26 protein-coding genes are annotated in these 22,379 nt (G+C 36.5%); 9 read left to right on the top strand and 17 right to left on the bottom strand.

Translation table 11 applies throughout. The annotated features are described in order from the left end of the window. Window positions 1-282: 282 nt before the first annotated feature. Window positions 283-2,262 carry a urocanate hydratase gene (locus AC1DY0_RS05955; protein WP_477187723.1) on the bottom strand — a complete coding sequence of 660 codons (1,980 nt, stop codon included), beginning with the start codon at window positions 2,260-2,262 and terminating at the stop codon, window positions 283-285. 429 nt (window positions 2,263-2,691) lie between these two features. Beyond that, window positions 2,692-2,868, bottom strand: a complete 177-nt coding sequence (locus tag AC1DY0_RS05950; protein WP_348823460.1) for a DUF5522 domain-containing protein — start codon at window positions 2,866-2,868, stop codon at window positions 2,692-2,694. Between the two features lie 93 nt (window positions 2,869-2,961). Between AC1DY0_RS05950 and AC1DY0_RS05945 the strand changes: the two genes are divergently transcribed. From AC1DY0_RS05945 to hemL, 4 genes are all read left to right on the top strand, one after another. After that, the gene (locus AC1DY0_RS05945) at window positions 2,962-3,303 is read left to right on the top strand and encodes a hypothetical protein (protein WP_477187722.1); all 342 of its coding nucleotides are present in this window, start codon (window positions 2,962-2,964) and stop codon (window positions 3,301-3,303) included. Window positions 3,304-3,392: 89 nt separating this feature from the next. Beyond that, window positions 3,393-4,286, top strand: coding sequence for a 1-aminocyclopropane-1-carboxylate deaminase/D-cysteine desulfhydrase (locus AC1DY0_RS05940; protein ID WP_477187721.1), 894 nt, complete (start codon window positions 3,393-3,395; stop codon window positions 4,284-4,286). Window positions 4,287-4,350: 64 nt separating this feature from the next. Further along, a complete protein-coding gene (locus AC1DY0_RS05935; protein WP_477187720.1) occupies window positions 4,351-5,184 on the top strand; it encodes a glucosaminidase domain-containing protein in 834 nt (277 codons plus the stop codon). Between the two features lie 74 nt (window positions 5,185-5,258). Then, window positions 5,259-6,545, top strand: coding sequence for a glutamate-1-semialdehyde 2,1-aminomutase (gene hemL, locus AC1DY0_RS05930; RefSeq protein ID WP_477187719.1), 1,287 nt, complete (start codon window positions 5,259-5,261; stop codon window positions 6,543-6,545). A 108-nt stretch (window positions 6,546-6,653) separates the two neighbouring features. Here hemL and AC1DY0_RS05925 read toward each other — a convergent pair whose 3' ends face one another. Continuing rightward, a complete protein-coding gene (locus AC1DY0_RS05925) occupies window positions 6,654-7,094 on the bottom strand; it encodes a hypothetical protein (protein WP_477187718.1) in 441 nt (146 codons plus the stop codon). Window positions 7,095-7,220: 126 nt separating this feature from the next. On the opposite strand from AC1DY0_RS05925, the gene AC1DY0_RS05920 reads away from it, so the two are divergent. The 5 genes from AC1DY0_RS05920 (at window position 7,221) to AC1DY0_RS05900 (ending at window position 12,043) form a co-directional block, all read left to right on the top strand. Then, the gene (locus AC1DY0_RS05920; protein ID WP_477187717.1) at window positions 7,221-7,595 is read left to right on the top strand and encodes a hypothetical protein; all 375 of its coding nucleotides are present in this window, start codon (window positions 7,221-7,223) and stop codon (window positions 7,593-7,595) included. A 112-nt stretch (window positions 7,596-7,707) separates the two neighbouring features. After that, window positions 7,708-8,508, top strand: a complete 801-nt coding sequence (locus AC1DY0_RS05915) for an MbnP family protein (RefSeq protein WP_477187716.1) — start codon at window positions 7,708-7,710, stop codon at window positions 8,506-8,508. 152 nt (window positions 8,509-8,660) lie between these two features. Continuing rightward, window positions 8,661-9,701, top strand: a complete 1,041-nt coding sequence (locus AC1DY0_RS05910; protein ID WP_477187715.1) for a cytochrome-c peroxidase — start codon at window positions 8,661-8,663, stop codon at window positions 9,699-9,701. Window positions 9,702-9,707: 6 nt separating this feature from the next. Further along, entirely contained in the window at window positions 9,708-10,676 is a 969-nt protein-coding gene (locus tag AC1DY0_RS05905; RefSeq protein ID WP_477187714.1) for a transporter family protein, read from the top strand. A gap of 197 nt (window positions 10,677-10,873) precedes the next feature. Then, on the top strand, window positions 10,874-12,043 hold the full coding sequence (locus tag AC1DY0_RS05900; protein WP_477187713.1) for a molybdopterin molybdotransferase MoeA: 1,170 nt from the start codon (window positions 10,874-10,876) through the stop codon (window positions 12,041-12,043). 4 nt (window positions 12,044-12,047) lie between these two features. Here the strand turns inward: AC1DY0_RS05900 and AC1DY0_RS05895 are convergent, their stop codons facing one another. The 14 genes from AC1DY0_RS05895 to mobA form a co-directional block, all read right to left on the bottom strand. Further along, window positions 12,048-12,509 (bottom strand): GyrI-like domain-containing protein, encoded by a 462-nt coding sequence (locus AC1DY0_RS05895; RefSeq protein ID WP_477187712.1) that lies wholly within the window; start codon window positions 12,507-12,509, stop codon window positions 12,048-12,050. A gap of 30 nt (window positions 12,510-12,539) precedes the next feature. Next, window positions 12,540-13,505: a D-2-hydroxyacid dehydrogenase family protein gene (locus AC1DY0_RS05890; RefSeq protein ID WP_477187711.1), complete on the bottom strand. Its 966-nt coding sequence runs from the start codon at window positions 13,503-13,505 to the stop codon at window positions 12,540-12,542. Window positions 13,506-13,537: 32 nt separating this feature from the next. Next, window positions 13,538-13,864: a putative quinol monooxygenase gene (locus AC1DY0_RS05885; protein ID WP_477187710.1), complete on the bottom strand. Its 327-nt coding sequence runs from the start codon at window positions 13,862-13,864 to the stop codon at window positions 13,538-13,540. A gap of 169 nt (window positions 13,865-14,033) precedes the next feature. Next, entirely contained in the window at window positions 14,034-14,492 is a 459-nt protein-coding gene (locus tag AC1DY0_RS05880; protein WP_477187709.1) for a VOC family protein, read from the bottom strand. 64 nt (window positions 14,493-14,556) lie between these two features. Continuing rightward, entirely contained in the window at window positions 14,557-14,970 is a 414-nt protein-coding gene (locus AC1DY0_RS05875; protein WP_477187708.1) for a VOC family protein, read from the bottom strand. Window positions 14,971-15,040: 70 nt separating this feature from the next. Continuing rightward, complete coding sequence (locus tag AC1DY0_RS05870; protein ID WP_477187707.1) at window positions 15,041-15,568, bottom strand: GNAT family N-acetyltransferase; 528 nt, start codon at window positions 15,566-15,568, stop codon at window positions 15,041-15,043. A gap of 80 nt (window positions 15,569-15,648) precedes the next feature. Continuing rightward, window positions 15,649-16,479 (bottom strand): SDR family oxidoreductase, encoded by an 831-nt coding sequence (locus tag AC1DY0_RS05865; protein WP_477187706.1) that lies wholly within the window; start codon window positions 16,477-16,479, stop codon window positions 15,649-15,651. Window positions 16,480-16,833: 354 nt separating this feature from the next. Next, window positions 16,834-17,784: a tRNA modification radical SAM protein MnmL/YtqA gene (gene mnmL, locus AC1DY0_RS05860; RefSeq protein ID WP_477187705.1), complete on the bottom strand. Its 951-nt coding sequence runs from the start codon at window positions 17,782-17,784 to the stop codon at window positions 16,834-16,836. Window positions 17,785-17,878: 94 nt separating this feature from the next. Further along, a complete protein-coding gene (gene moaA, locus AC1DY0_RS05855) occupies window positions 17,879-18,886 on the bottom strand; it encodes a GTP 3',8-cyclase MoaA (RefSeq protein ID WP_477187704.1) in 1,008 nt (335 codons plus the stop codon). Then, window positions 18,876-19,790 carry a bifunctional molybdenum cofactor biosynthesis protein MoaC/MoaB gene (moaCB, locus tag AC1DY0_RS05850; RefSeq protein WP_477187703.1) on the bottom strand — a complete coding sequence of 305 codons (915 nt, stop codon included), beginning with the start codon at window positions 19,788-19,790 and terminating at the stop codon, window positions 18,876-18,878. The genes moaA and moaCB overlap by 11 nt, the downstream gene beginning before the upstream one ends. An 82-nt stretch (window positions 19,791-19,872) precedes the next feature. Continuing rightward, complete coding sequence (locus AC1DY0_RS05845) at window positions 19,873-20,319, bottom strand: molybdenum cofactor biosynthesis protein MoaE (protein ID WP_477187702.1); 447 nt, start codon at window positions 20,317-20,319, stop codon at window positions 19,873-19,875. Window positions 20,320-20,353: 34 nt separating this feature from the next. Beyond that, window positions 20,354-21,421, bottom strand: coding sequence for a ThiF family adenylyltransferase (locus tag AC1DY0_RS05840; RefSeq protein WP_477187701.1), 1,068 nt, complete (start codon window positions 21,419-21,421; stop codon window positions 20,354-20,356). A 141-nt stretch (window positions 21,422-21,562) separates the two neighbouring features. Further along, the gene (locus tag AC1DY0_RS05835; protein ID WP_477187700.1) at window positions 21,563-21,805 is read right to left on the bottom strand and encodes a MoaD/ThiS family protein; all 243 of its coding nucleotides are present in this window, start codon (window positions 21,803-21,805) and stop codon (window positions 21,563-21,565) included. Then, complete coding sequence (gene mobA, locus AC1DY0_RS05830; protein WP_477187699.1) at window positions 21,802-22,371, bottom strand: molybdenum cofactor guanylyltransferase; 570 nt, start codon at window positions 22,369-22,371, stop codon at window positions 21,802-21,804. The genes AC1DY0_RS05835 and mobA overlap by 4 nt, the downstream gene beginning before the upstream one ends. Window positions 22,372-22,379: the final 8 nt, after the last annotated feature.

The following is a 22,379-nucleotide window of genomic DNA, read 5'->3' as shown; positions in this document are numbered from 1 at the left end:
CAAATACATTTGTTTGCAGTTAGTTGTTTTAGCCCTGATAGTAGTGGAAAGCATTTTTTGATAAACGAGTATTTTTTTCTTGAACAAAAAAAGCGACCAAAGGAAGCTCTTTTTGTTCTTAGAAAAAAACGAGTTTATGAAAAATCTTGAAGCGAATAGCAGGATTAGCTGCTGAAAATTTCTTTAGATTTTATTTTTATCTGCTGAATCTGCAAAAATCTGCGTGCCAATTTTTTTTTATGTCACGCAGATTCAGCAGATTTAAAATGATTTTTATGTGCTTTATTCTAATAATTTATCATCCACCAAATTTGGTAGTGTCACCTTCAACAACGGTTCTACTTCCATAGCACGTTTTATGGCAAAAACAGCGCCTTCGTTTCTGGCCCAGCTGCGTCTTGAGATTCCGTTATTGACATCCCAAAAAAGCATAGAAGCCAAGCGTCTAGAAGCTTCTTTGGAACCGTCAAGCACCATTCCGAAACCACCGTTGATAACTTCACCCCAGCCAACGCCACCACCATTGTGAATGGAAACCCAGGTAGCGCCTCGGAAACTGTCGCCAATCACGTTTTGAATCGCCATATCGGCAGTGAAACGAGATCCGTCATAAATATTGGAAGTTTCTCGGTAAGGCGAATCAGTTCCCGAAACGTCGTGATGATCACGGCCTAAAACTACCAATCCTATTTCACCTTTGGCGATAGCCTGATTGAAAGCTTCGGCAATTTTAACACGACCTTCGGCATCGGCATATAAGATTCGGGCTTGAGAACCCACAACCAATTTATTTTCTTGCGCACCTTTTATCCACTGAATATTATCCTGCATTTGTTGCTGAATTTCTATCGGAGCTGTTTTGGCCATTTCTTCCAATACATGGCAGGCGATAGCATCTGTTTTGGCTAAATCTTCAGGCTTTCCAGAAGTACAAACCCAACGGAAAGGCCCAAAACCATAATCAAAACACATAGGTCCCATAATGTCTTGTACATAACTTGGGTATCTGAAATCAATATTATTTTTAGCCATAATATCAGCACCAGCACGGGAAGCTTCCAGTAAAAAGGCATTTCCGTAATCAAAGAAATAGGTTCCTTTGGCCGTATGTTTATTAATAGCTGTTGTGTGACGACGCAATGTTTCCTGTACTTTTTCCTTGAATAAATCAGGATTATTTGCCATCATATCATTGGCTTCTTCAAATGAAATTCCAACTGGATAATATCCTCCAGCCCACGGATTGTGAAGCGAAGTTTGGTCAGAACCCAAATCAATATAAAGGTTTTCTTCGTCAAATCGTTCCCAAACATCCACCACGTTTCCGAGATACCCGATAGAAACGGTTTCGTTATTGGCTTTCGCCAAAGCAACTCTTTTGACTAATTCGTCTATATCTTCAACCACTTCATTAATCCAGCCTTGACTGTGACGAATATGAGTGATTTTTGCATTTACCTCGGCACAAACCGTGATGCAGCCTGCAATATTTCCTGCTTTTGGCTGTGCACCACTCATTCCTCCCAATCCTGAAGTTACGAATAAGCCGCCTTTTGGACTGCGTTTTATTTTTCTAAAACCATTCAAAACCGTGATTGTCGTTCCGTGTACAATTCCCTGCGGGCCTATGTACATATAACTACCTGCGGTCATTTGCCCGTATTGGGAAACTCCCAAAGCATTCATTTTTTCCCAATCATCAGGTTGAGAATAGTTAGGGATTACCATTCCGTTGGTAACCACAACTCTTGGTGCTTCTTTGTGGGAAGGAAACAATCCCATCGGATGCCCGGAATACATTGTCAAAGTTTGCTCATCGGTCATTTCCGATAAGTATTTCATCGTCAATAAATATTGTGCCCAGTTCGAGAAAACCGCACCGTTCCCTCCATAAGTAATCAATTCGTGCGGATGTTGCGCCACCGCATAATCCAGATTGTTCTGAATCATAAGCATAATGGCTTTGGCTTGCTCGCTTTTTCCAGGATATTCCGAGATTGGTCGGGCATACATTCTATAATCGGGACGCAAACGGTACATATAAATACGTCCGTACGTTTCTAGTTCGTTGCGAAATTCAGGGATTAATTCAGCGTGGTGTTTTGGCTCAAAATAGCGCAAAGCATTCCGAAGCGCCAGTTTTTTCTCGTCGTCCGACAAGATTTCTTTCCGTTTCGGCGCGTGATTAATGTTTGCCTCATACGGTTTTGGCTGTGGTAATATAGAGGGGATTCCTTGTTGTATTTGTTCTTGAAAAGTCATTTTTTTGTTTTTAAAATCTAAAATTAAATTTGTTCTAATGAGCAACACTTTGGGCGTGACCACAATAGAAAAAGGGGCTGATATAGGTGGGTCTTGAGTCGCCCCTTTCCCTATTGCGGTCGGGCTATCCACGCTACTTCGGTAGCTAGTTTCTATCCCTCACGCGCATCCGTAAATCAAGACCTTTTTTGGAAAATTAGAAATAACTTTTTCAAAAGATTTCTAAATATTCAATTGTCTTTGTTGCTTTTGTATGCACTAAAAAACAATATCGGCTAGGGATACCGTATATCCGACCTGTGGTAGGACTTGTGGATTTTAATTTTATATTTTAAAGAAAGGATGTCCATTTATTGCTGAAATATTTAAAATGCTGTTTTCTGAAATCTAAATTCTGACTTCTGAGATCTTTATTCTATTATCTTTACTCTATTTTCTAATTTCCCCAGTTTTTTTGTCAAATCCGTAGGGACAATGACGACAACCACTTTTGCAACAATACCCTCTTTTCAAATGGTATTTTTCTGTAAAGCATTTGTATCCTTCGGGAGTGTAATAAAAATCTTCTCCCTCAGTTAATTTATTTTCATTACTTTGTTCTGCCATTCTTTATTTATGCTTGAAATTCGCAATTAGGCGATTGTGTTTTTCTTTAATTTGGACTAAATTGCCTGTACAAATCTATAAATTTTATAACCAATGTTTGTTATTGTTGCCAAATATTTAATTCCTAAAGGATATCGCGGGCTAACAGTCTTTCCTTTTGTGTTTATAAAATATGCATTTGATTCCGAAAATAAAGTACTTGTCAACCACGAAAAAATCCATCTTCGGCAGCAATTGGAATTATTGGTGTTGCCTTTTTTTGTTTGGTATTTTGTGGAATATGCGGTACGTTTGCTACAGTATAAAAACGCCAATTTGGCCTATAGAAATATCAGTTTTGAAAGGGAAGCTTATGACAATGAACAGCATTTGAATTACCTTGAAACGAGAACATTTTTTACTTTTTTAAATTATTTGCGAGAAAATAGGAAATAAAAGGTCTCACCGCAAAGGCGCAAGGTCGCTAAGTTTATTTTCTTTGTGCCTTGGCGTCTTAGCGGTAATAAAATAATAAATACTAAATTTTGAATCAGAAAATAACATACGAACTACCTAACGGAATTTCACTTGAGATCAAGCGGGAAGATTTGCTTCATCCTTTTATATCGGGGAATAAATTTAGGAAGTTAAAGTACAATTTGCTTCAGTCCAAAATCGAAAAACAAGAAACTGTATTGACTTTTGGTGGCGCTTATTCCAATCATATTGCTGCGGTTGCTTATGCAGGAAAAGAACAGGGGTTTAAAACCATCGGAGTAATTAGAGGAGAGGAATTAGGTGATAAAATTGCCGAAAATCCAACTTTGCAGTTTGCCAAAGAATGTGGAATGCAATTCGAGTTTGTGACCAGAGAAGCCTATCGATTCAAAACCGAACCTGATTTTATAGCCAACTTACAACAGAAATTCGGATCGTTTTACCTTGTCCCAGAAGGCGGTACTAATGAGTATGCCATAAAAGGATGCGAAGAAATACTCACTGAAGAAGACGCTAAGTTTGATTATATATGTTGTGCGGTAGGAACGGGAGGTACCATTTCGGGGATAATCAACAGTGCATTTCCACACCAAAAAGTTTTGGGATTTCCAGCATTAAAAGGAGACTTTTTAAAAGATGAAATTCGTAAATTTGCCACCAACGAAAATTGGGAATTGATAACCAATTATCATTTTGGAGGCTACGGAAAAGTAAATGAAGAACTGATTCAGTTTATAAATCAGTTTTATAAACAAACACAAGTTCCATTAGACCCCATTTATACTGGAAAGATGGTTTTTGGCGTTATAGATTTAATTCAGAAAGACTATTTTCCCCATAATTTCAAAATTCTATTGATTCATACAGGAGGATTACAAGGAATCCAGGGAATGAATACGCTTTTGAAAAGCAAAAACAAAACAGTGATTCAATTTCAATAGCAATGGCAAAAAACAATGTCAAATATCGAATAAATGTCATATAACAATATTTTAAAGTAAAAATATGTTTAAAAAAATAATTTTATTTCTTGTAATTGCAACTTTCATAAGCTGCGGTTCTTCAAAATCAACAATTCAAACCACAAAAAAACCTGTAGGATGGAAATATTCCAAACCAATCCAAAACGGGAGTAGTAATAGTAGTAGTAAAGCGACCACTCAGTCCACTTCAAAACCATTGTCCACAAATGAAATGACCTATGGTTACATTGCGCAATACAATGCAGTTGCGATGTCCAATATGAAAACTTATGGAATTCCTGCCAGTATTATTTTGGCACAAGGAATTCTGGAATCAGGTTCGGGACAAAGTGATTTGGCAACGACAGCGAATAATCATTTTGGAATCAAATGCCATAACGATTGGACAGGTGATAAAGTCTATAAAGATGATGATTCTGCAAATGAATGTTTTAGGAAATACAATCAAGCTTCGGAGTCTTATAAAGACCACGCAATGTTGTTGACTGGAAAAAAGAGATATTCGAATTTGTTTACATTATCCAAAGGGGATTACAAAGCATGGGCAAAAGGTTTGAGAGAAGCTGGATATGCAACTGATCCAAGATATCCTGAAAAATTAATAGGCTATATAGAAACCTATAATTTAAGTCAGTACGATGCCAAAGTTTTAGGAAAAGAGATGGCAAAGGAAGAATCCAAAGTAATACTTCAGGATAATTTTGGCGCTGATGAAGCCAGTTTGTATGAAATCCAAAAAGGAGATACTTTTTATTCCGTTTCCAAAAAATTTAATTTAACGGTAGAAGAATTAAAACAGAAAAATAATCTAACAGAGAATACACTTTCAATTGGACAGAAGTTGATTGTGAAATAAGTTTGCAGTATTCAGTTTTTAGTATTCAGTCAAATCTAAAATCTGAAGCCAAAAATCTAAAATTTTAAATCGTAATGATATACCAAAGAAGTAGTCAGCTTTTTGCTGAAGCAGAAAAAGTAATTCCGGGAGGAGTAAATTCACCAGTAAGAGCTTTTAAAGCCGTGGGAGGGACACCAATATTTGTAAAAAGTGCCAAAGGAGCCTATTTGTACGATGAAGACGGAAATCGATTAATCGATTATATCAATTCATGGGGGCCAATGATTTTGGGCCATTCCTACGAACCTGTAGTTGAAGCCGTAATTGAAAAAGCCAAATTGGGGACATCTTTCGGGATGCCAACGGAACTGGAAACACAGATTGCTGCACTTGCAGTTTCAATGGTTCCAAATATAGATAAAATCCGTTTTGTGAATTCCGGTACAGAGGCTTGTATGAGTGCGGTGCGTTTGGCTCGCGGTTTTACCAAAAGAGATAAAATCATCAAATTTGCTGGTTGTTACCACGGTCATTCCGATTCGTTTTTGATTCAGGCGGGGAGTGGTGCTGTGACTTTTGGAACTCCAAACAGTCCTGGTGTAACAGTAGGAACTGCCAAAGATACTTTGCTTGCCAAATACAATGATTTGGAAAATGTGAAGACTTTAATTGAAGCCAACAAAAATGAAATTGCAGCCATAATTGTAGAGCCTGTTGCCGGAAATATGGGATGTATTCCACCTGTTAAAGGATTTTTGGAAGGATTGCGCGAATTGTGTACTGCAAATGGAATTCTACTGATTTTTGATGAGGTAATGACAGGTTTTAGATTGGCTAGAGGTGGAGTTCAGGAATTGTTCAACATCAATGCAGATATTGTTTGTTTCGGAAAAGTAATTGGGGGTGGATTACCTGTTGGAGCTTTTGCGGCACGCGCTGAAATTATGAATTTCCTTGCACCATTAGGACCTGTTTACCAAGCGGGAACGTTGTCTGGGAATCCATTGGCAATGGCGGCTGGATTGGCTATGTTGCAGGCATTAGATAATGACCGTGAAATTTTCAAAAGACTGGAAGAGAAAACTGCTTATTTAGGGGCTGGAATCGAAAGAGTTTTGAAAGCCAATAATGTTGTTTTTACAATAAATCAAATAGGTTCTATGATTTCGGTTCATTTTGATGCGAATCCGGTAACCGATTTTCAATCTGCTGGAGCAGGAGATAATGAAACTTTCAAGAAATTCTTCCACGGACTAGTTGCCGAAGGAGTTTACATAGCTCCATCAGCCTATGAAACTTGGTTCATCACCGATGCGCTGACTTATGAAGACTTGGATTTTACTATTAATGCAATAGATAAAGTTTCTAAAACGTTCTAAATAACGTCAAATAATAAAACATAAATTCCACTCATTTGCCCAAATTAATTGGCGCAAATAAGTGGAATTCATATTTGGGATCAAAAAGGATTCAATCAAAATTATTCTCTACATTCCTCCACTTCTTCTTTCTTTCATTTTCTCTTTCATTTTTTCTTTGTTCTCTTCTCTTATTGCAAGCCATTTTTTGTATTGGTCGGCAGATAAGATGGCTTTCATTTTAGCTTCAGTATCTGATTTTTCGGTTTGCATTTTATTTTTAAAAGCTGTTCTTTCTTCGGGAGTTAGTTTTTCTCCACTGGCTTTTCGGGTGTCTTTTTGAGCTTTTAGTTCTTGGGCTTTGGCACTTTTTTCTGCTAAAATTTTACCTACGGCTTCTTGTTGTTTGGCATCCAAAGTCAATTCTTTGGTCAGATGAGCCAAATGTTTTTGCTGACGTTGTTCTGGAGTCATTTTTTCCATGTCGGCTTTGTTTTGTTGTGGCCTGGTTTCTTGTGCAAATCCAGTCAATCCTATTCCCAATACTAAGGCAATAATTAATTTTTTCATGTTGTTTGTTTTTAAGTTATAGGGATAAGATGACTGTAATGGTCAAAGGTTTAATGTTTTAACGTTAATTTGTGAAAAACTGATTTATGTCATTTATAATTTAAAGCGCTGTGCTATCTTTGCACCGTGAAAAACTTTGTATTCATACTTATCATTGCTATTTTTCTAAAGCCGATTTTTCCGGTTATAGAATACGTGGTCAATTATGAATACATTTCTAAGGTACTTTGCGAGAACAAGGCAAAGCCAATGATGCATTGTAACGGAAAATGTCATCTGATGAAAGAACTGGCTAAGGCTGCCGAAAATGAAAAGCCTGCATCTTCCGATAAAAAAGGATATTCTCCTGTTGTTGAACTACTGTTTTTTCAAGAAATCAAGACTTTTTCTATTGCTTCTGTATCATTTTTGGATAAAGAAAACAATAGCAATACCTATTCCAATTTATATTCCAATTCCCATTTGGAATCCCTTTTAAGACCGCCGATTTTTATTTCTTAGATTTTATTAAAAACACACTTTTGTGTCAATAGTTGCAAATGGTATTCATCGTTTGTGAACGTTGTTGCGCACGCACCCATTTTAAATAAATTAAGAAATACTAAACTAAATGATGAAAAACATAATAAATAAAGCAATTGCTATTTTAGCAATGGGCACTGTATTGGTAAGCTGTTCTAATAATGATGATGAAGCAATTACAGGTACTGGTAAATTAGTAGTGGAATTTGATAATGCTTTTGGATCAAATGACCTTATTTTGGATACACAGGCCAACACGACTTCACAAGCAGAAGTTTTAAAAATTAGCCAAATAAAGTATATCATCAGTAATATTGTTTTGACAAAAGCTGATGGTACAACGATTATTTATCCAAAAAGTGATAGCTATTTTATTGTTGATGAAGCGACAGACGATAGCCACGAAATCGAATTGGAAAATATCCCTGCAGGCGATTACACCAAAGTAAAATTCGGAATTGGTGTAGACAAGGCTCAATGGGAATTGGGTGCTACTGGTCAAGGAGATTTCCTTACTCAAGCACAGGATGCAGGAATGTTGTGGAGTTGGTCAGCTGGTTATAAATTTGTTGATTTTGAAGGAACTTTTACATCAGCAACCGTAACTACCGATACCTCATTTATGGTTCATACAGGACAAACCGGAACGGACTATAACTATACAGAAGTGACTTTGACTTTGCCTTCAAATGCTTTGGTGAGAACCACAATTACTCCTGAAATCCATGTTATCGCCGATGTGTCTAAAATCATTGACGGAACCAATAAAATCAAACTTTCAGATAACAATATGGGAGGTATGGGAGCAATGATTATGGGAGGCACTCAATTACCTTTGATTACTGCCAATCTAAACGGAATGTTCTCGGTAGCCCACGTACACAACGACTAATAAGTTGCTAAATTTTTAGGAGCAGAAGATTGGTTTTCATAACAACTTTTCTCCCGCTATTGCCTTTATCCTCGCTGAAAAAGGCGAGGGATACCGGCGCTATCGGGGCTATTCCAGAAGTTTAGTAATTCTTTCAACATTCAAAAAAAAACATGAAAAGAATATATTTTCTGTGTTTAATTATACCATTATTTTTAAGTTGTTCCAATGATATTGATGACAACTATATTGATGTGCCATTAGCATTTACTGTTCCTTCCAACTTCCCTCCTTTGGCTTACAATGTTGCATTGAATCCACCAACAGAGAAAGGATTTGAATTGGGCAAAAAATTATTCTACGACGGAAGATTGTCTTCGGACGGATTGGTTTCTTGTGGTTTTTGTCATATTCAGGAAAATGCTTTTACGCATCATGGTCACGTTTTTAGTCACGGAGTAGGAGATAATATTGGGACAAGAAATACTCCACCAATACAGAATTTGGGTTATCAAACAACCTTTATGTATGATGGTGCTGCTTCGCATCTCGATTTGCAGCCTGTTATTCCGTTTACAAGTCCAATCGAAATGAATGGTAATTTCACCGATGCCATTGCTATGATGAAGTCAGATGTAACCTATCAAAAATTGTTTGCGTCTGCATTCAAGGACGGGCAAATCAATTCCGAGAATATGCTGAAAGCCCTTTCGCAATTCATGCTGATGGTAACTTCCAGTAATTCGCGTTTCGACAAATACCGTCGCAAGGAATCGGGCGGGACTTTGACAACAGAAGAGTTGGCAGGTTATGATATTTTCAAAACCAAATGCAGTTCCTGTCACGCCACAGATTTGATGACTGACAATTCGTTTAGAAACAACGGCTTGGCAATCAATCCAAAGTTAAATGATATAGGGCGTTATCGAGTGACGCAACTGGCAACCGATTATTATAAATTCAAAGTGCCTAGTTTGAGAAACGTTGAAAAGACAGCTCCATATATGCATGATGGACGTTTTGGAACTTTAAATGCGGTTTTGGAACATTATGCTTCTGGTGTAAATGACTCCGAAACATTGGATCCCATTTTAAATCAAAATGGTAAACTAGGAATCGCTTTGACCAGCCAAGAGAAAACGCAAGTAATTGCTTTTCTAAAAACATTAACCGACAATCAATATCTAACCGATAAGCGATTTTCAGAATTTTAAATTAAAATGAAAAAATATTTTTTTATAATCCTAGCTTGTAGTTTTCAATTAACTTTTTCAAATCCTTTGAAGGATAGTATTTATGCCAATAAATTTCATAATCTATTATTGCTTAGCGAATATGAATATGAAGACTGTGATGCCTGCGGTTGTTCTGCCAGTAGCGGTGGATTGGGTTTTGGTTCAATGCTAAATTCCAATTTTGTGGGAGTTCGGTATTTGAATCAAAGCTACACCAGTAAAGACGGAATTTTTGACAATTCGCCTTGGGTGGACGAAAATTTCAATACAATCCAGATTTGGTCGAAAATACCAATTACCGAAAGAATTCAAATTTTTACTTTGATTCCTTTTCAGCACCATAGCCGAGAACTGACAACAGGAAAAGAAGAAATTCAAGGATTGGGAGACATTACAGTGATGGGAATGTACACCTTGTATCAAACCCATAAAGACAGTATTACTTTGACCCATAAATTCCAAATGGGTGGTGGTGTCAAAATGCCTACCGGAAAGTTCAACGAGGCTAATAATCTTGGAACAGTTAATCAAAGTTTTCAAGTGGGAACGGGTAGTTGGGATTACCTTTTGGTAGCTGATTACGTCATCCAAAAAAACAATTTGGGACTGAATTTATTAATGGATTACACCATCAAAACTGAAAATAAAAGAAACTATCAATATGGAAACCAACTCAATTACGGAGGATTGTTGTTTTATTTATTGGAAGCCAATACCTTAAAAATAATGCCTCATTTGGGGTTGGTTGGCGAAGTGTATGATTCCAATAAACAGCACGGACAAGAATTGCCTAATACGGCTGGTGATGTATTGTTCAGTAAATTTGGTCTTGAAATTGGAAAAGAAAAGTTCTCTCTTGGAATGAGTGCCATGCTTCCGGTTACTCAACATTTGGCAGGCTCCAATATTGAAGCAAATTATCGTTTAATGTTCAATTTGAATTATAGTTTATAATGTAAAAAATTAACCGTAAAGAGCGCAAAGGGAGAGCAATGTTCGCAAAGCTTTGCGGTCTTAGCGTAAATCTTAGTGTTCCTTGCGGTTAATCAAACTACAACTATGTTTTTTGTTACAATATTTCATTTTATTTAGAACAACTGGGTAAAGTCATTTCCGAATTGTATTTTTGAATATCATAAAAATTATAACGCATGATTTCCGTTCAAGAAGCCTTTTCGATATTAGAACATAATTTGCCAGCTTTACATAAAGTGGAGTATTCTCTTTCTCAAGCCAGAAAACATATTTTGGCAGAATCACTTTTGTCACCTATCAATATGCCGCCTTTTCGACAATCGGCGATGGATGGTTATGCTTTGTGTTTGCATGATGATTTGGTTTATGAAATTGTAGGCGAAATAAAAGCGGGTGATTCTCAGTTGGTAGAATTAATTCCTGGGCAGGCGGTGAAAATTTTTACTGGAGCAGCTATACCGGATTCGGCACAAGCTGTAATTCAGATTGAGAATGTAGCGGCAAACGGAACACAATTGTTGCTGGATGAGTTGGTATTGCCAGAAACAAATGTTAGACCCATTGGAGAGCAAATTTTGGCTGGAGATTTGGCACTCGAAAAAGGAACTTTGTTGAATTCAGCAGCGATTGGTTTTTTGGCTGGACTTGGATTTACAAAAGTGAACGTTTATAAAAAGCCAAATATTGGAATAGTTGTTACAGGCAATGAATTGGCCAAGCCAGGTACACCACTAGAACACGGAAAAGTATATGAGAGTAACGGAATAATGTTGGAATCGGCATTAATTGATGCTTATTATGACTCAGTGATGATATACGAAGTCAATGACGATTTTGAAAACACCAAAAATATACTCCAAGATGCGATAACAAATAATGAGATGGTTTTGGTTTCTGGCGGAATATCGGTTGGGGACTATGATTTTGTGGCAAGGGCTTTAAAAGAACTTCACGTGCAAACTTTATTTCACAAAGTAAATCAAAAGCCAGGAAAACCATTGTTTGCAGGAAAGCTGAACAATAAAATGATCTTCGCATTGCCTGGAAATCCTGCGGCTTGTCTAACTTGTTTTTATGTGTATGTTTTGCCCACATTGGCAATTATGTCAGGTGCTGAGGTAAATTACAAACAAGCAGTTTTGTTTTTGTTAGCAAATGATTATGAAGTAAAAAACACCCGTTGTCAATTTTTGAAAGCGAGTATCAGTAATGGTGAAGCACAAATTTTGTCACATCAAAATTCATCCATGCTGAATTCTTTTTCAGTTTCAAACGGATTGATTTATGTACCTCACGGCCATTATGAATTGAAAAAAGGGGATAAAGTTGAGGTGTACTTGTTGTAGTTTTTTAATGGATTGAAATGTATATGTCAACTTCTGCATAGCTCCAATCTTTACTTCTTTCATCATAAACTTCAAAATCAGTTTTATAAGCTCTTGGAATATTTGAAGACCAAATTTCTTTCCAAGCGTTTATTAGGCAATTGGGCATTTCGCCTTTGGCAATTATCTTTTGATAAACTTGATTTGGAATAATCAAGCTATCCATTCCCGTTGGAGTTATTGTGTCTATTGCTACTTTACATCCAATGAAGTAAGAAAAGGGTTGTGTATGATCTCCTTCATATTCATGATAAACGGCTACTATTTCATTAGTTAGTTTGCTTGGGATTTTATTGATATAATTCTCTTTTTCAAATTTCTGCCATAAATTTTCACAATCAATGCTAGATTGACCATTAATATTGCTTGTTTTTCCGTTTAAAGCCAAACCAATCAATTTAATTTCATCCAATTGTAATTTATCCATAGCGTGTTTTTAAGTTGTATGTAATATCTGTTATTCTAAAACCTCAGGATTTGCAATATTTGAAGGATTTCCGTTTATATAATTGATTGCATTTTCAAATGCTTTTCCAAAATACAGTTCATAACCGTTTTTCTCTACATATCCCAAATGAGGTGTACAAACTACATTGTCCATCTGAAGCAGTTCAAAACTGGTGTCATAAATGGGTTCTTCTTCGTAAACGTCCAATCCTGCGTATGTCGGTTTCCCTTTTTTTAATGCATTGATCAAGGCTCCTTCTTCTATCAATTCAGCACGTGCCGTATTGATAAGAATGGAGTTTTCTTTCATACGCAAAAGATCATTTTCTTTTACAATGCCATTTGTAGCTTCGTTCAGACGCAAATGGAGAGTTATGATATCTGCAGTTTCAAAGAAATTCTCTTTAGAGCTTGCACTGTCAAATCCGTCTTCTACTACTTTGTTTCTGGAATTTTCACTTCCCCAAACCAAAACTTTGGCACCAAATACATTGGCATATTGCGCAATCTTTTGGCCTATTTTTCCATAACCCCAAACACCAATTGTTTTACCATGAACGGTAGAGCCAATATTCGTTTGCCATTTACCCATTTTCATGGCTTCTATTGCTTGGGGAATCTGTCTTACGGTATTCATTAACAAAGCCCAAGTTAACTCAGCTGGTGCGATTGGAGAGCCTATGCCTTCGGCAACGGCAATATTATGGTCAGTACAGTCTTTTAAATTTAAATGATTGGAGATTTTCCCCGTTTGGCTAATCAGTTTTAAATTTGGCAGCAAATCAAGTAATTCTCGAGTGATTTCGGTTCTTTCTCTTGTTAGAACTAAGATTTCGGTATCTTTTAATAATTCAGAAAGTTTTTGAGGATCTTTTTCTGTTTTATGGAGTATTTGCACATCTTGGTCTTTCAATAAACTATAACAGTCTAAATTTTTGATTGTATTTTGATAATCGTCTAATACCGTTATTTTCATTTTTATGTTTTTTTGAGATATAGAGATAAATGCTACATACCCTCTTTATTGGCAGAACCAATTAAACGAACATCTGTAAGTTCCAATGATTTAACCATATCCTTAACAGCTTCTTTATATTTCTTAAAATGTGTTGTTTCTATATGCGATTTGTACGCTGCTGTATCAGCATATATTTCAAGAATTGTAATTTGTGAAGGGTCGTTTTTGTCGGCAACGGCGTAATAAGTTAGTACACCTGGCTCAACACGAACAGCAGTCGTCATTTGTTCTTTTAACGCAGTATTATATTTTTCTAATTGCAATGGGTCAACTTTAATTTTTGCTATGCGAACCATTTGAATTTTTTCCTGTGCCATAGTATTAGTACTAAATAAAAGCGTTAGTGTAATTAAGATAACTAACTTGCTGAGCAATTTAATTTTGCTAAACTGTATCTTATTAGTTGCTTTGAGGGTCTTCATATTTTATTAATTTTTGAATTAAAAAAGCATTGTTATTTGTGGAGGCAAATCTCTTAAGACACTTTTATTTCTGTGCAACACTATTTACCTCAATCCAATATCCATTTGGATCTTGGAGATATATTTGTTTGATGCCATCTGCACGAATAGTTATTTTATTTAGGTTGCCTTCCCAGTCATTGTATTTTATTTTGAGTTTATCCAGTTTACTGACAAAGGAATCAAAGTTTGGAGTTGTCATTCCAAGATGGATTGCTTTATTAATTGTCACAGGTTCTTTTACGATTGAGATTAGGTGCAATTCTTTTCCTTCTCCTAATGCAAACCAGCGAATACCTTCCTTTTTTGTTCTATTGGTAATTTCTTGAAGACCAAGTGTGTTTTTGTAAAAATCACAGGTAGTGTCGAGATCTTTGACTGAAAGGGATACATGATTGAATGAAAAATTGAACGAAGTATTATCCTGTGCCTGAATAGAAGCATTAAAGGAAAGTACAATAATGAAAAGGAATATTTTACGCATAGTTGTTTATTTGTTATTTTAATAATTACTGCTTTTTGCAGTTGTTATGAGGTTTTAAGTTCGTTTAACTTTCACTGGGTTCCCAAAGTTCTATCTTGTTTCCTTCAGGGTCCATAATATGAACAAATTTGCCGTAATCATACGATTCAATTTCATCAAGTATCGTCACGCCATTTTCTCTTAAATTTTTGACAAGTCCTTCAATATTTTGAACTCGATAGTTAATCATAAACTCTTTTTTGGATGGAGAAAAATAGGCGTCTCCTTTTTTGAAAGGGCTCCATTGAAGAGCGTTTATCTCGTCAGGTTTGTTAATGTTTCGGGATTCAAAAGTTGAACCATAGTCATTAATTTCAAGGCCTAAGTTTTGTCCATACCATTCTCTCGTCTGTTTAGGATTGTCTGTAAAAAAGAAAACACCACCAATTCCTGTCACCTTTGGGGTTGGGTTTTCTGTTTTGTTATTATGATCTTCCATGTTGTTTGTTTTTTAGTGGTTGAGTTAGTGATCAAATTACAATTTTTTCATTTTATATGTTTTTGCAATGTTATTGTGTCAACGTAAAAATATTTAAGTTAGGATTTTCTTTGTCCCTTTCTATTGATTTTAAAAAATTTAATTTTAAAAGAAGATTAGTTGAATCCTGATTCTCGTAATGTGTAAAGGCAAGTATTTTTTTAAATTTTAATGTCTCAAACACGTAGTCAATTACTACTTGCGCCGCTTCTTTCATTATTCCTTGTCCTTGAAATTGCGTCATTAGTTCATACCCAATTTCACAACTATTTTTTTCGCTTGAAAAGTCAAATAGGCAAATTGTCCCCACAAGTGTTTTTGTGTCTGTCAAGGTAATTGCCCAATAAAGCGAATTGCCTTTTCTAATGTTATTATTGATTTTGTTGATAAAATTTCTAGCATCTTCAATGGTTTTACATAGTTGTCGATCAAGAAACTTGCTAGTTTCTGGGTTAGAACGCAAAGCAAAAATATCTTGGTGGTCGTCAATTGATAATTGTCTGAGAGTTAATCTTTCAGTTGTCAAAATTGGAAATGTCGCAGAATTCAAATTTGTCATTCAGTTATAGTTATATTTTCTTGTACTTGGATCGTCATAACCTGACAGCTAACGTTGTAGTTGTTGGTGGTAGTGCATTTTTATTTCGGTGATGATTCTCCATACCAATATTCGGCTGTTACACCTCCGTCCATTAAAAAATCACTTCCTGTTATAAATGCTCCATCTTGTCCCATTAATAAATTTGCAACATTTCCAACTTCGTCAGGTGTCCCTGCTCTACCAACTGCACAAGAGTTAATCATTTTTCTATAGCCATCTCCCCTCGGTCCATTTAGTTCGTCTTTTGCAAGTGGTGTAATTATGATTCCTGGACTAATTGTGTTAATTCTTGCACCTCGTTTCCCCCAACGAACTGCTTCCGCCATTACTCTCAACGAATTCCCTCTTTTTGAAAGTTGATAAGAATGAAGTGAGTCTTTTATTTTGTCTAGCTGAAGAAATGGCAATGAAAGTAATTCTTCTGTTGGTGTAGTCGCAAGTGCTTTGTTTTGTTCTACTGACAAGGGTTCTAATCTGTGTCCTGATTGAGAAGCGATAACAACTCCTGAACCGCCTTGAAAAATTACTTTTCCAAATTCTTCAAGTACAATTGCAGTTCCGTATAAATCAACTTTCAAAATTGTCTCGGGTGAAGCTTGTGATGGTGAAACTCCTGCTGTATGAATTAATCCTACAATATCGCCTAATTCTAAAGCAACCTTAATCATCGAAAGTACCGATTGTCTCGAAGAAACATCAACTGTCGTGGTGCTCACTACAAAACCTGCTTCACTTAAAACTACAGAAGCCTTGTCAGCATTTGTTTCGTTTAGGTCTGCAAGTAAAATGTGTTTACCTGCTCCAATTCGCCTTACAATTGCTTGTCCAATTGAACCTGCTCCAATTACAACTATTATTTTTTTATTCATTATCTGTCACTGTTTACGGCTTTGTTCGGTTGCATTACTACCAACTTATTTATATGTGTGACTCTATCGCACATATCTGCCTCATATCAGGTATATTAGGTGTGATATAGCACAGTATCAAATATACAGATTTATCATAGTAAATTGTGAAAACAGTTTTTTATCTGAATGTATTTCAATTCAAAAAATCTTTATTTTACTTAAAAATTCTTGTAAGTTTTGTGAGGGACAGCAGCAAGTTACCGAAGTAGGCGGATAGCCCGACAGTATCAAGCAAAGGGGCCGAATCACCGTTTATGCATGATTTGGCCCCTTTGCTTGATGGTGGTACGCCCAAATGACACTTAAGATTCTCTACAGATTGCTGTATTCGGAACCTTGTATAATGCCTCTTTTTTCAATTGTGGAGTCAATATAATGTTGGATTTCGGATTTTTTGAGTCCCCAATTTGGTGCGATGAGTAAATCCCATTCGGAAATTCCGAAGAGGCGCTGAATGACAATGTCGTGGCGCAGTAGCGGAATTAGGTCGCAAAGCAAATCGGTGTATTGTTCCAAAGTGAAGAGCGGGAACGGGTTTCGCTTGTAGTGCACGCCCATGATCGAGCCTTCTACGATGTGCAGATGATGGAATTTTACGAATTTTATTTGGGGAAAACGGTTGATTTCAGCGATGTAGTTGAGCATCATTTCGCGGGTTTCCCATGGGAATCCGAAAACGGTGTGCACACACAAATCGATGGGACTGTCTTTTAATAATTCCACTGCTGTGATGAATTCGGCGTGGGTACAGCCTCGGTTTATTTTTTCCAACGTTTCGTCATACATCGATTCCATCCCCATTTCGAGATCAACATCGAATCGGTCGCAATAACTTTCGAGCAATGCCACTTTTTCGGCATCGATGCAATCAGGACGCGTTCCTACTGAAAACCCGACAACTTCTTCTGGATTGAAAGACAAAGCTCGGTCATAGATTGTTTTTAAATAATCGACATGGGCATAAGTGTTGGTATTGGGCTGAAAATAGACAATGAATTGGTCGGCTTTGTATGCTTTTTTGGCACGCTCCATTCCCTGAAGCAATTGGTCTTCTATCGTTGGAGCTTTTCTCGAAATATCTGGAGTGAAGGAATCGACGTTACAATAGGTGCAACCGCCGTAGCCTTTTAGTCCATCGCGATTGGGACAACTAAAATTGCCGTCGACTATTACTTTGAAAACTTTTTTTCCGTTGTATTTTTCACGAAGATGGGAACCGTAATTGTTGTACCCTTTTTTGTTGGACTCTGTTTTTGCATTCATTTTGCAAAGTTATTCACTATTATATAGTGCCAACAATGACTTTTATCAGGGATTTTACTAAACAATCTCTCGCTAAGACTCAAAGAAAAAAAATCTATCCCCCAATCTTAATCATACTCCTGTTTTGAGAAAAAAGAAGTGGATTTTGGAATTTAGTATCATCGTCCATTCCACCACGCATGGCGTGTTTTGATTTTATGTTTTGAAAAATTAGCGGTTCGATTGATTCTCCTGCACGCAAGGTGTCTAGCAATGAGGTTTCGGTATTCGAAAACAAACAGTTTTTTAGTTTTCCGTCTGCGGTTAAGCGGATACGATTACAAGTACTGCAAAAAGGATTTGTCACGGAACTGATTACCGAAAAACTTCCTTGGTATCCATCAATTTTATGGTTTTTGGCAGTATCATTAGGTTTATCCTGGATGCGTTCTACCTTTTGTTCGTTATAAAAAGCATTGACTTGCGAAAGGATTTCGGCATAGCTTACCAGTTTTTCCTTATTCCATTGATTGCCATCAAAAGGCATAAACTCAATAAACCTGATTTGGATATTTCGGTCTTTGGTCAACTCAATAAAATCGATAATTTCGTTATCATTAAACCCTTTGATAACAACTACATTTAGTTTTACCTTGAAATTATTCACTTCCAATAAATCGAGATTTTCAATTAGTTTCTCAAAATAATTTCGACGAGTAATTTGATTGAATTTATCTTTTTTCAAACTGTCGATACTCACGTTCAAGGTGGTAATTCCGGCTTCCTTGAAAGTATCTATGAATTCGTGCACTAGGATTCCGTTGGTTGTCAAAGTCAATTCGACGCCCAGTTTTCCTAATTGTTCAATAATGGTTTTGGCATCTTTTCGCACCAAAGGCTCACCACCGGTCAAACGGATTTTAGTCACGCCGAGTTTTACGAAAGTTTGGGCAATGGTAACAATTTCCTCTGCAGTCATCAGATGCGCTCTTGGCGTAAGCGCAATCCCTTCGGCTGGCATACAATAAGTGCATCTCAAATTACAGTGTTCTGTAATCGAAATGCGGAGGTAATTGTGCGCTCTGCCGTGGTTGTCCTGCATTGGATTTGTTTTATTTTCCATGGTTGAAACCATTTAATATTTTGAATAAATGCAATACGGAAGGAAATACGGCATCTATAGATTCGCTGGCTCCAGCTGTTGATCCTGGCAATGCCATAATCAATGTATCACCTTTGAAACCGACTACACTTCTAGACAACATTGCATAAGGAGTTCTGTCCTGTCCGTATGAGCGAATGGCTTCTTCAATTCCTGGAATGCGTCGGTCGAGCATTGGAATAATAGCTTCGGGAGTGACATCGCGATTGGATAAACCCGTTCCACCAGTTAGGATAATCAAGTCTTTATTAGCGGAACATAATTTGTTTATCGTTTCTTGAATATCGGTAACCTCATCTGGAATTACGGAATAATTCGAAACGCTAAGGCCTAGTTTTTTTACTTTATCCGAGATTACTTTTCCGGCTCGATCTTCTTTTTTTCCTGAAGCTACAGAATCTGAACAAACGATTACCGCTACCGATAAATCGAGGTCTTCTTTGACTCCATAGTCGGATTTTCCTCCTTTTTTGTGAAGTAGTTTTATGGTCGAAATTTCGACTTGTTTGTCGATAGGTTTTAGCATATCATACATCGTCAAGGCCACTATTGAAGCACCGTGCATGGCTTCGACCTCAACTCCTGTTCTGTAAATCGCTTTGACAGTTACTTTTATCAGTACCGAATCTTCCAGCATTTCATATTCAATTCCTGTAAACTCAATCGGCATAGGATGACAGTCTGGAATGGAGTTTGAAGTGTTTTTTACAGCAAACAAACCCGCTGTTCGTGCAACTTCTAATACGTCGCCTTTTGGAACTGTTTTGTTCAAAATGGCCTGCATTGTTTCCGGCGAACCTACTTTTACGATTGCTTGGGCTGTAGCCGTGCGTTGTGTGATTATTTTATGGGTGATATCTACCATTTGATTTTATATTATTGGCCACGGATGACACTGATTAAACTGATTCTCACTGATGATTAAAAAATCTGTGGCAATCTGTGTTTTATGTATTTTTTTTCCAAGTATATGTTTCATCTGCAAAAATTTCTTTTCCGAAGATGGCTGTCTTTTCTTTTATTTCTTCCACCAAAAACTCTAAAGCTTCGTAAACCACTTTTCGTCTTGGCGCTGAAACAAAAACAAACAAACATATTTCGCCTGTTTTTACAGTTCCCAAACTGTGATAAATATGTAGGCAAGACAACTCATACTTGGCAAAAGCCGTTTCCCGAATTTCGTAGAACGATTGTTCTGCCATTTCTTCGTAGGCTGTGTATTCAATAGCGGCAACTGTTTTTCCTTCAATCACATCAGCGCGAACTTGACCCAGAAAAATATTGTGAGCACCAATCGTGGTTTTGCTTTGGTGTTTGGCAATTGAATTCCCTATGAACTCGGATGTTATCTGTCCTTGAATAAATGAACTTTTTTTAGGTTTATCTGTTGACATGATTATTATTGTATATTTTTTATTTTTTAAAATATTATTGCAATTGATTCTTCAAAGATTCAATTCCTTTTCCTAAATGAAAAACTCCAACAAATCCAGATTTTTGAAGATAATTCATTGCGGCTAAACTGCGTTGACCTGTTTGACAAAACAAAACAATTTCCTGATTTTTGTCCAATTTCTTACTATAATCTTCTAATGTGCTCAAAGGAATCCGAATAACATTCTCTCCTTTAAATTCAGGTGTTTCGTTCAGTTCTCGAATATCAATAACAACGATTCCTAATTGGTTACATTTTTCTAAAAAAGCTTTGGGAGTTAAATCTTCTACTGGCTTTTTACTGTTCAAAAGCAGTCTGCCTTTTATAATTCCTTTTTCGATTGCTTTTGGATTTTTGGCAAAACTGATTATTTGGGTTTGAAAACAAAGTCCATCGTAGTGCAATAGTTTTCCCGATAACACTTCTCCTATTCCGAGTATTATTTTGAGTACTTCGGTAGCCTGCAGTGTTCCGATTGTGTTTGGCAAAACGCCCAAAACTCCAGATTCAAAGCAATTAGGAACTATATTCAATCCTTCCTGTTCCGGAAATAAACAACGGTAACTTGCTCCATTTTTATAATTGAATACCGAAACCTGACCTTCAAATTTATGAATCGAAGCATACACCATCGGAATCCCTTTGGCGATAGCCACATCATTAATCAAATAACGAACGGCAATCACATCCGTGCAATCGACAATTATTTGATATTCTCCCACTATTTGGGCTGCGTTTTGTGCAGTGAAAAATTCTGGAAAAGCAACCACATTAATCTCTGGATTGAGCTCCAAAATTACTTTCTTCGCAGTCTCAGCTTTACTTTTTCCACAATCTTTTAAAGTGTATAATAATTGCCTGTGCAAATTGGTTTCGTCCACCACATCACCATCAACTATTCCTATATTTCCAACTCCAGCAGAAGCCAAGTTTTGCAAAACGGGACAACCCAAACCACCTGCGCCAATTACCAAGACACGAGCGTCCTGTAATTTTTGCTGACCCATTTCTCCTATTTCCTGGAGAATTATTTGTCTGGAATAGCGTTTGGAATTTGTCATTTTTATTTTTAAATATTGAAACTTTTTAAAAACATATAAGTCATATAAGTTTTTATTGTTTCTTTTTTAGATTTCTAAGTCAACTAAAAAATAGTAGCCTATATTTTTTTATCTAAAATCTGAATTCTGTAATCTTAAATTTTACCCTCCCGCAAACGGTGGCAAAAAAGCAATTACGTCTTTGTCTTTTATTGTGCTTTGCAAACTACTCATCGCTTGATTAACCGCAATGGTATAGGTTGTATTTTGCATGTCTTGGTAACTGCTTTCTATTTTTGATTTTAATGCAGAAACTGAAATAGTATCTTCTTCAAAAGTGAATTGCTCCTCTTTCAATTGCGTGATATCAGCCAATAAACCAAAATATTTTAGTGTTATGGTCATTTGATTAAATTTTGATATTCTTCTTGTGTATTTATATTTTGTACTTGATTGCTCCATTTTTCAGGAACTTCAATAGTTTGGTGTTTGACATCTTCAATCACTTGTCTCAATTTCAACTGATTTCCAGCCATGTGTTCGCCAAAAACAATTCGCATCGAGCGGTCATAAACTCCTATTAACGGATTTGTTTTATCTCCACTTTTGGTTTGTGTAACCATATATGTTTCGTCGTGGTTTTGTATCAGCCATTCTAATAATTCTGTAGATACCATTGGTACATCAATACTCAAAACCAGATTTACTTTGGTTTTAGATTCTTTCAACGCTGTATAAAGTCCACCTACTGGGCCTTTGTTTTCAATTATATCTTCAACCCTAGGAAAACCTAAAGCATCATATTCTTTATTTTCCGATACAATTAAAATATTAGAACCTACTATCGGCTGTAAAGCATCGCAAATATGCTTGATGAATGTTTTTCCCTTCAAATCCAACAAGCCTTTATCTGTTCCCATGCGTTGGCTTTTCCCGCCGGCTAATAGTATTGCCGTAATCTGATTTTCCATAATTTGAT

It is taken from the genome of Flavobacterium sp. P1_E4, assembly GCF_056405915.1.
Note: the sequence above shows the minus strand (reverse complement) of the source record. Positions and strands in the feature narration are given on the sequence as shown.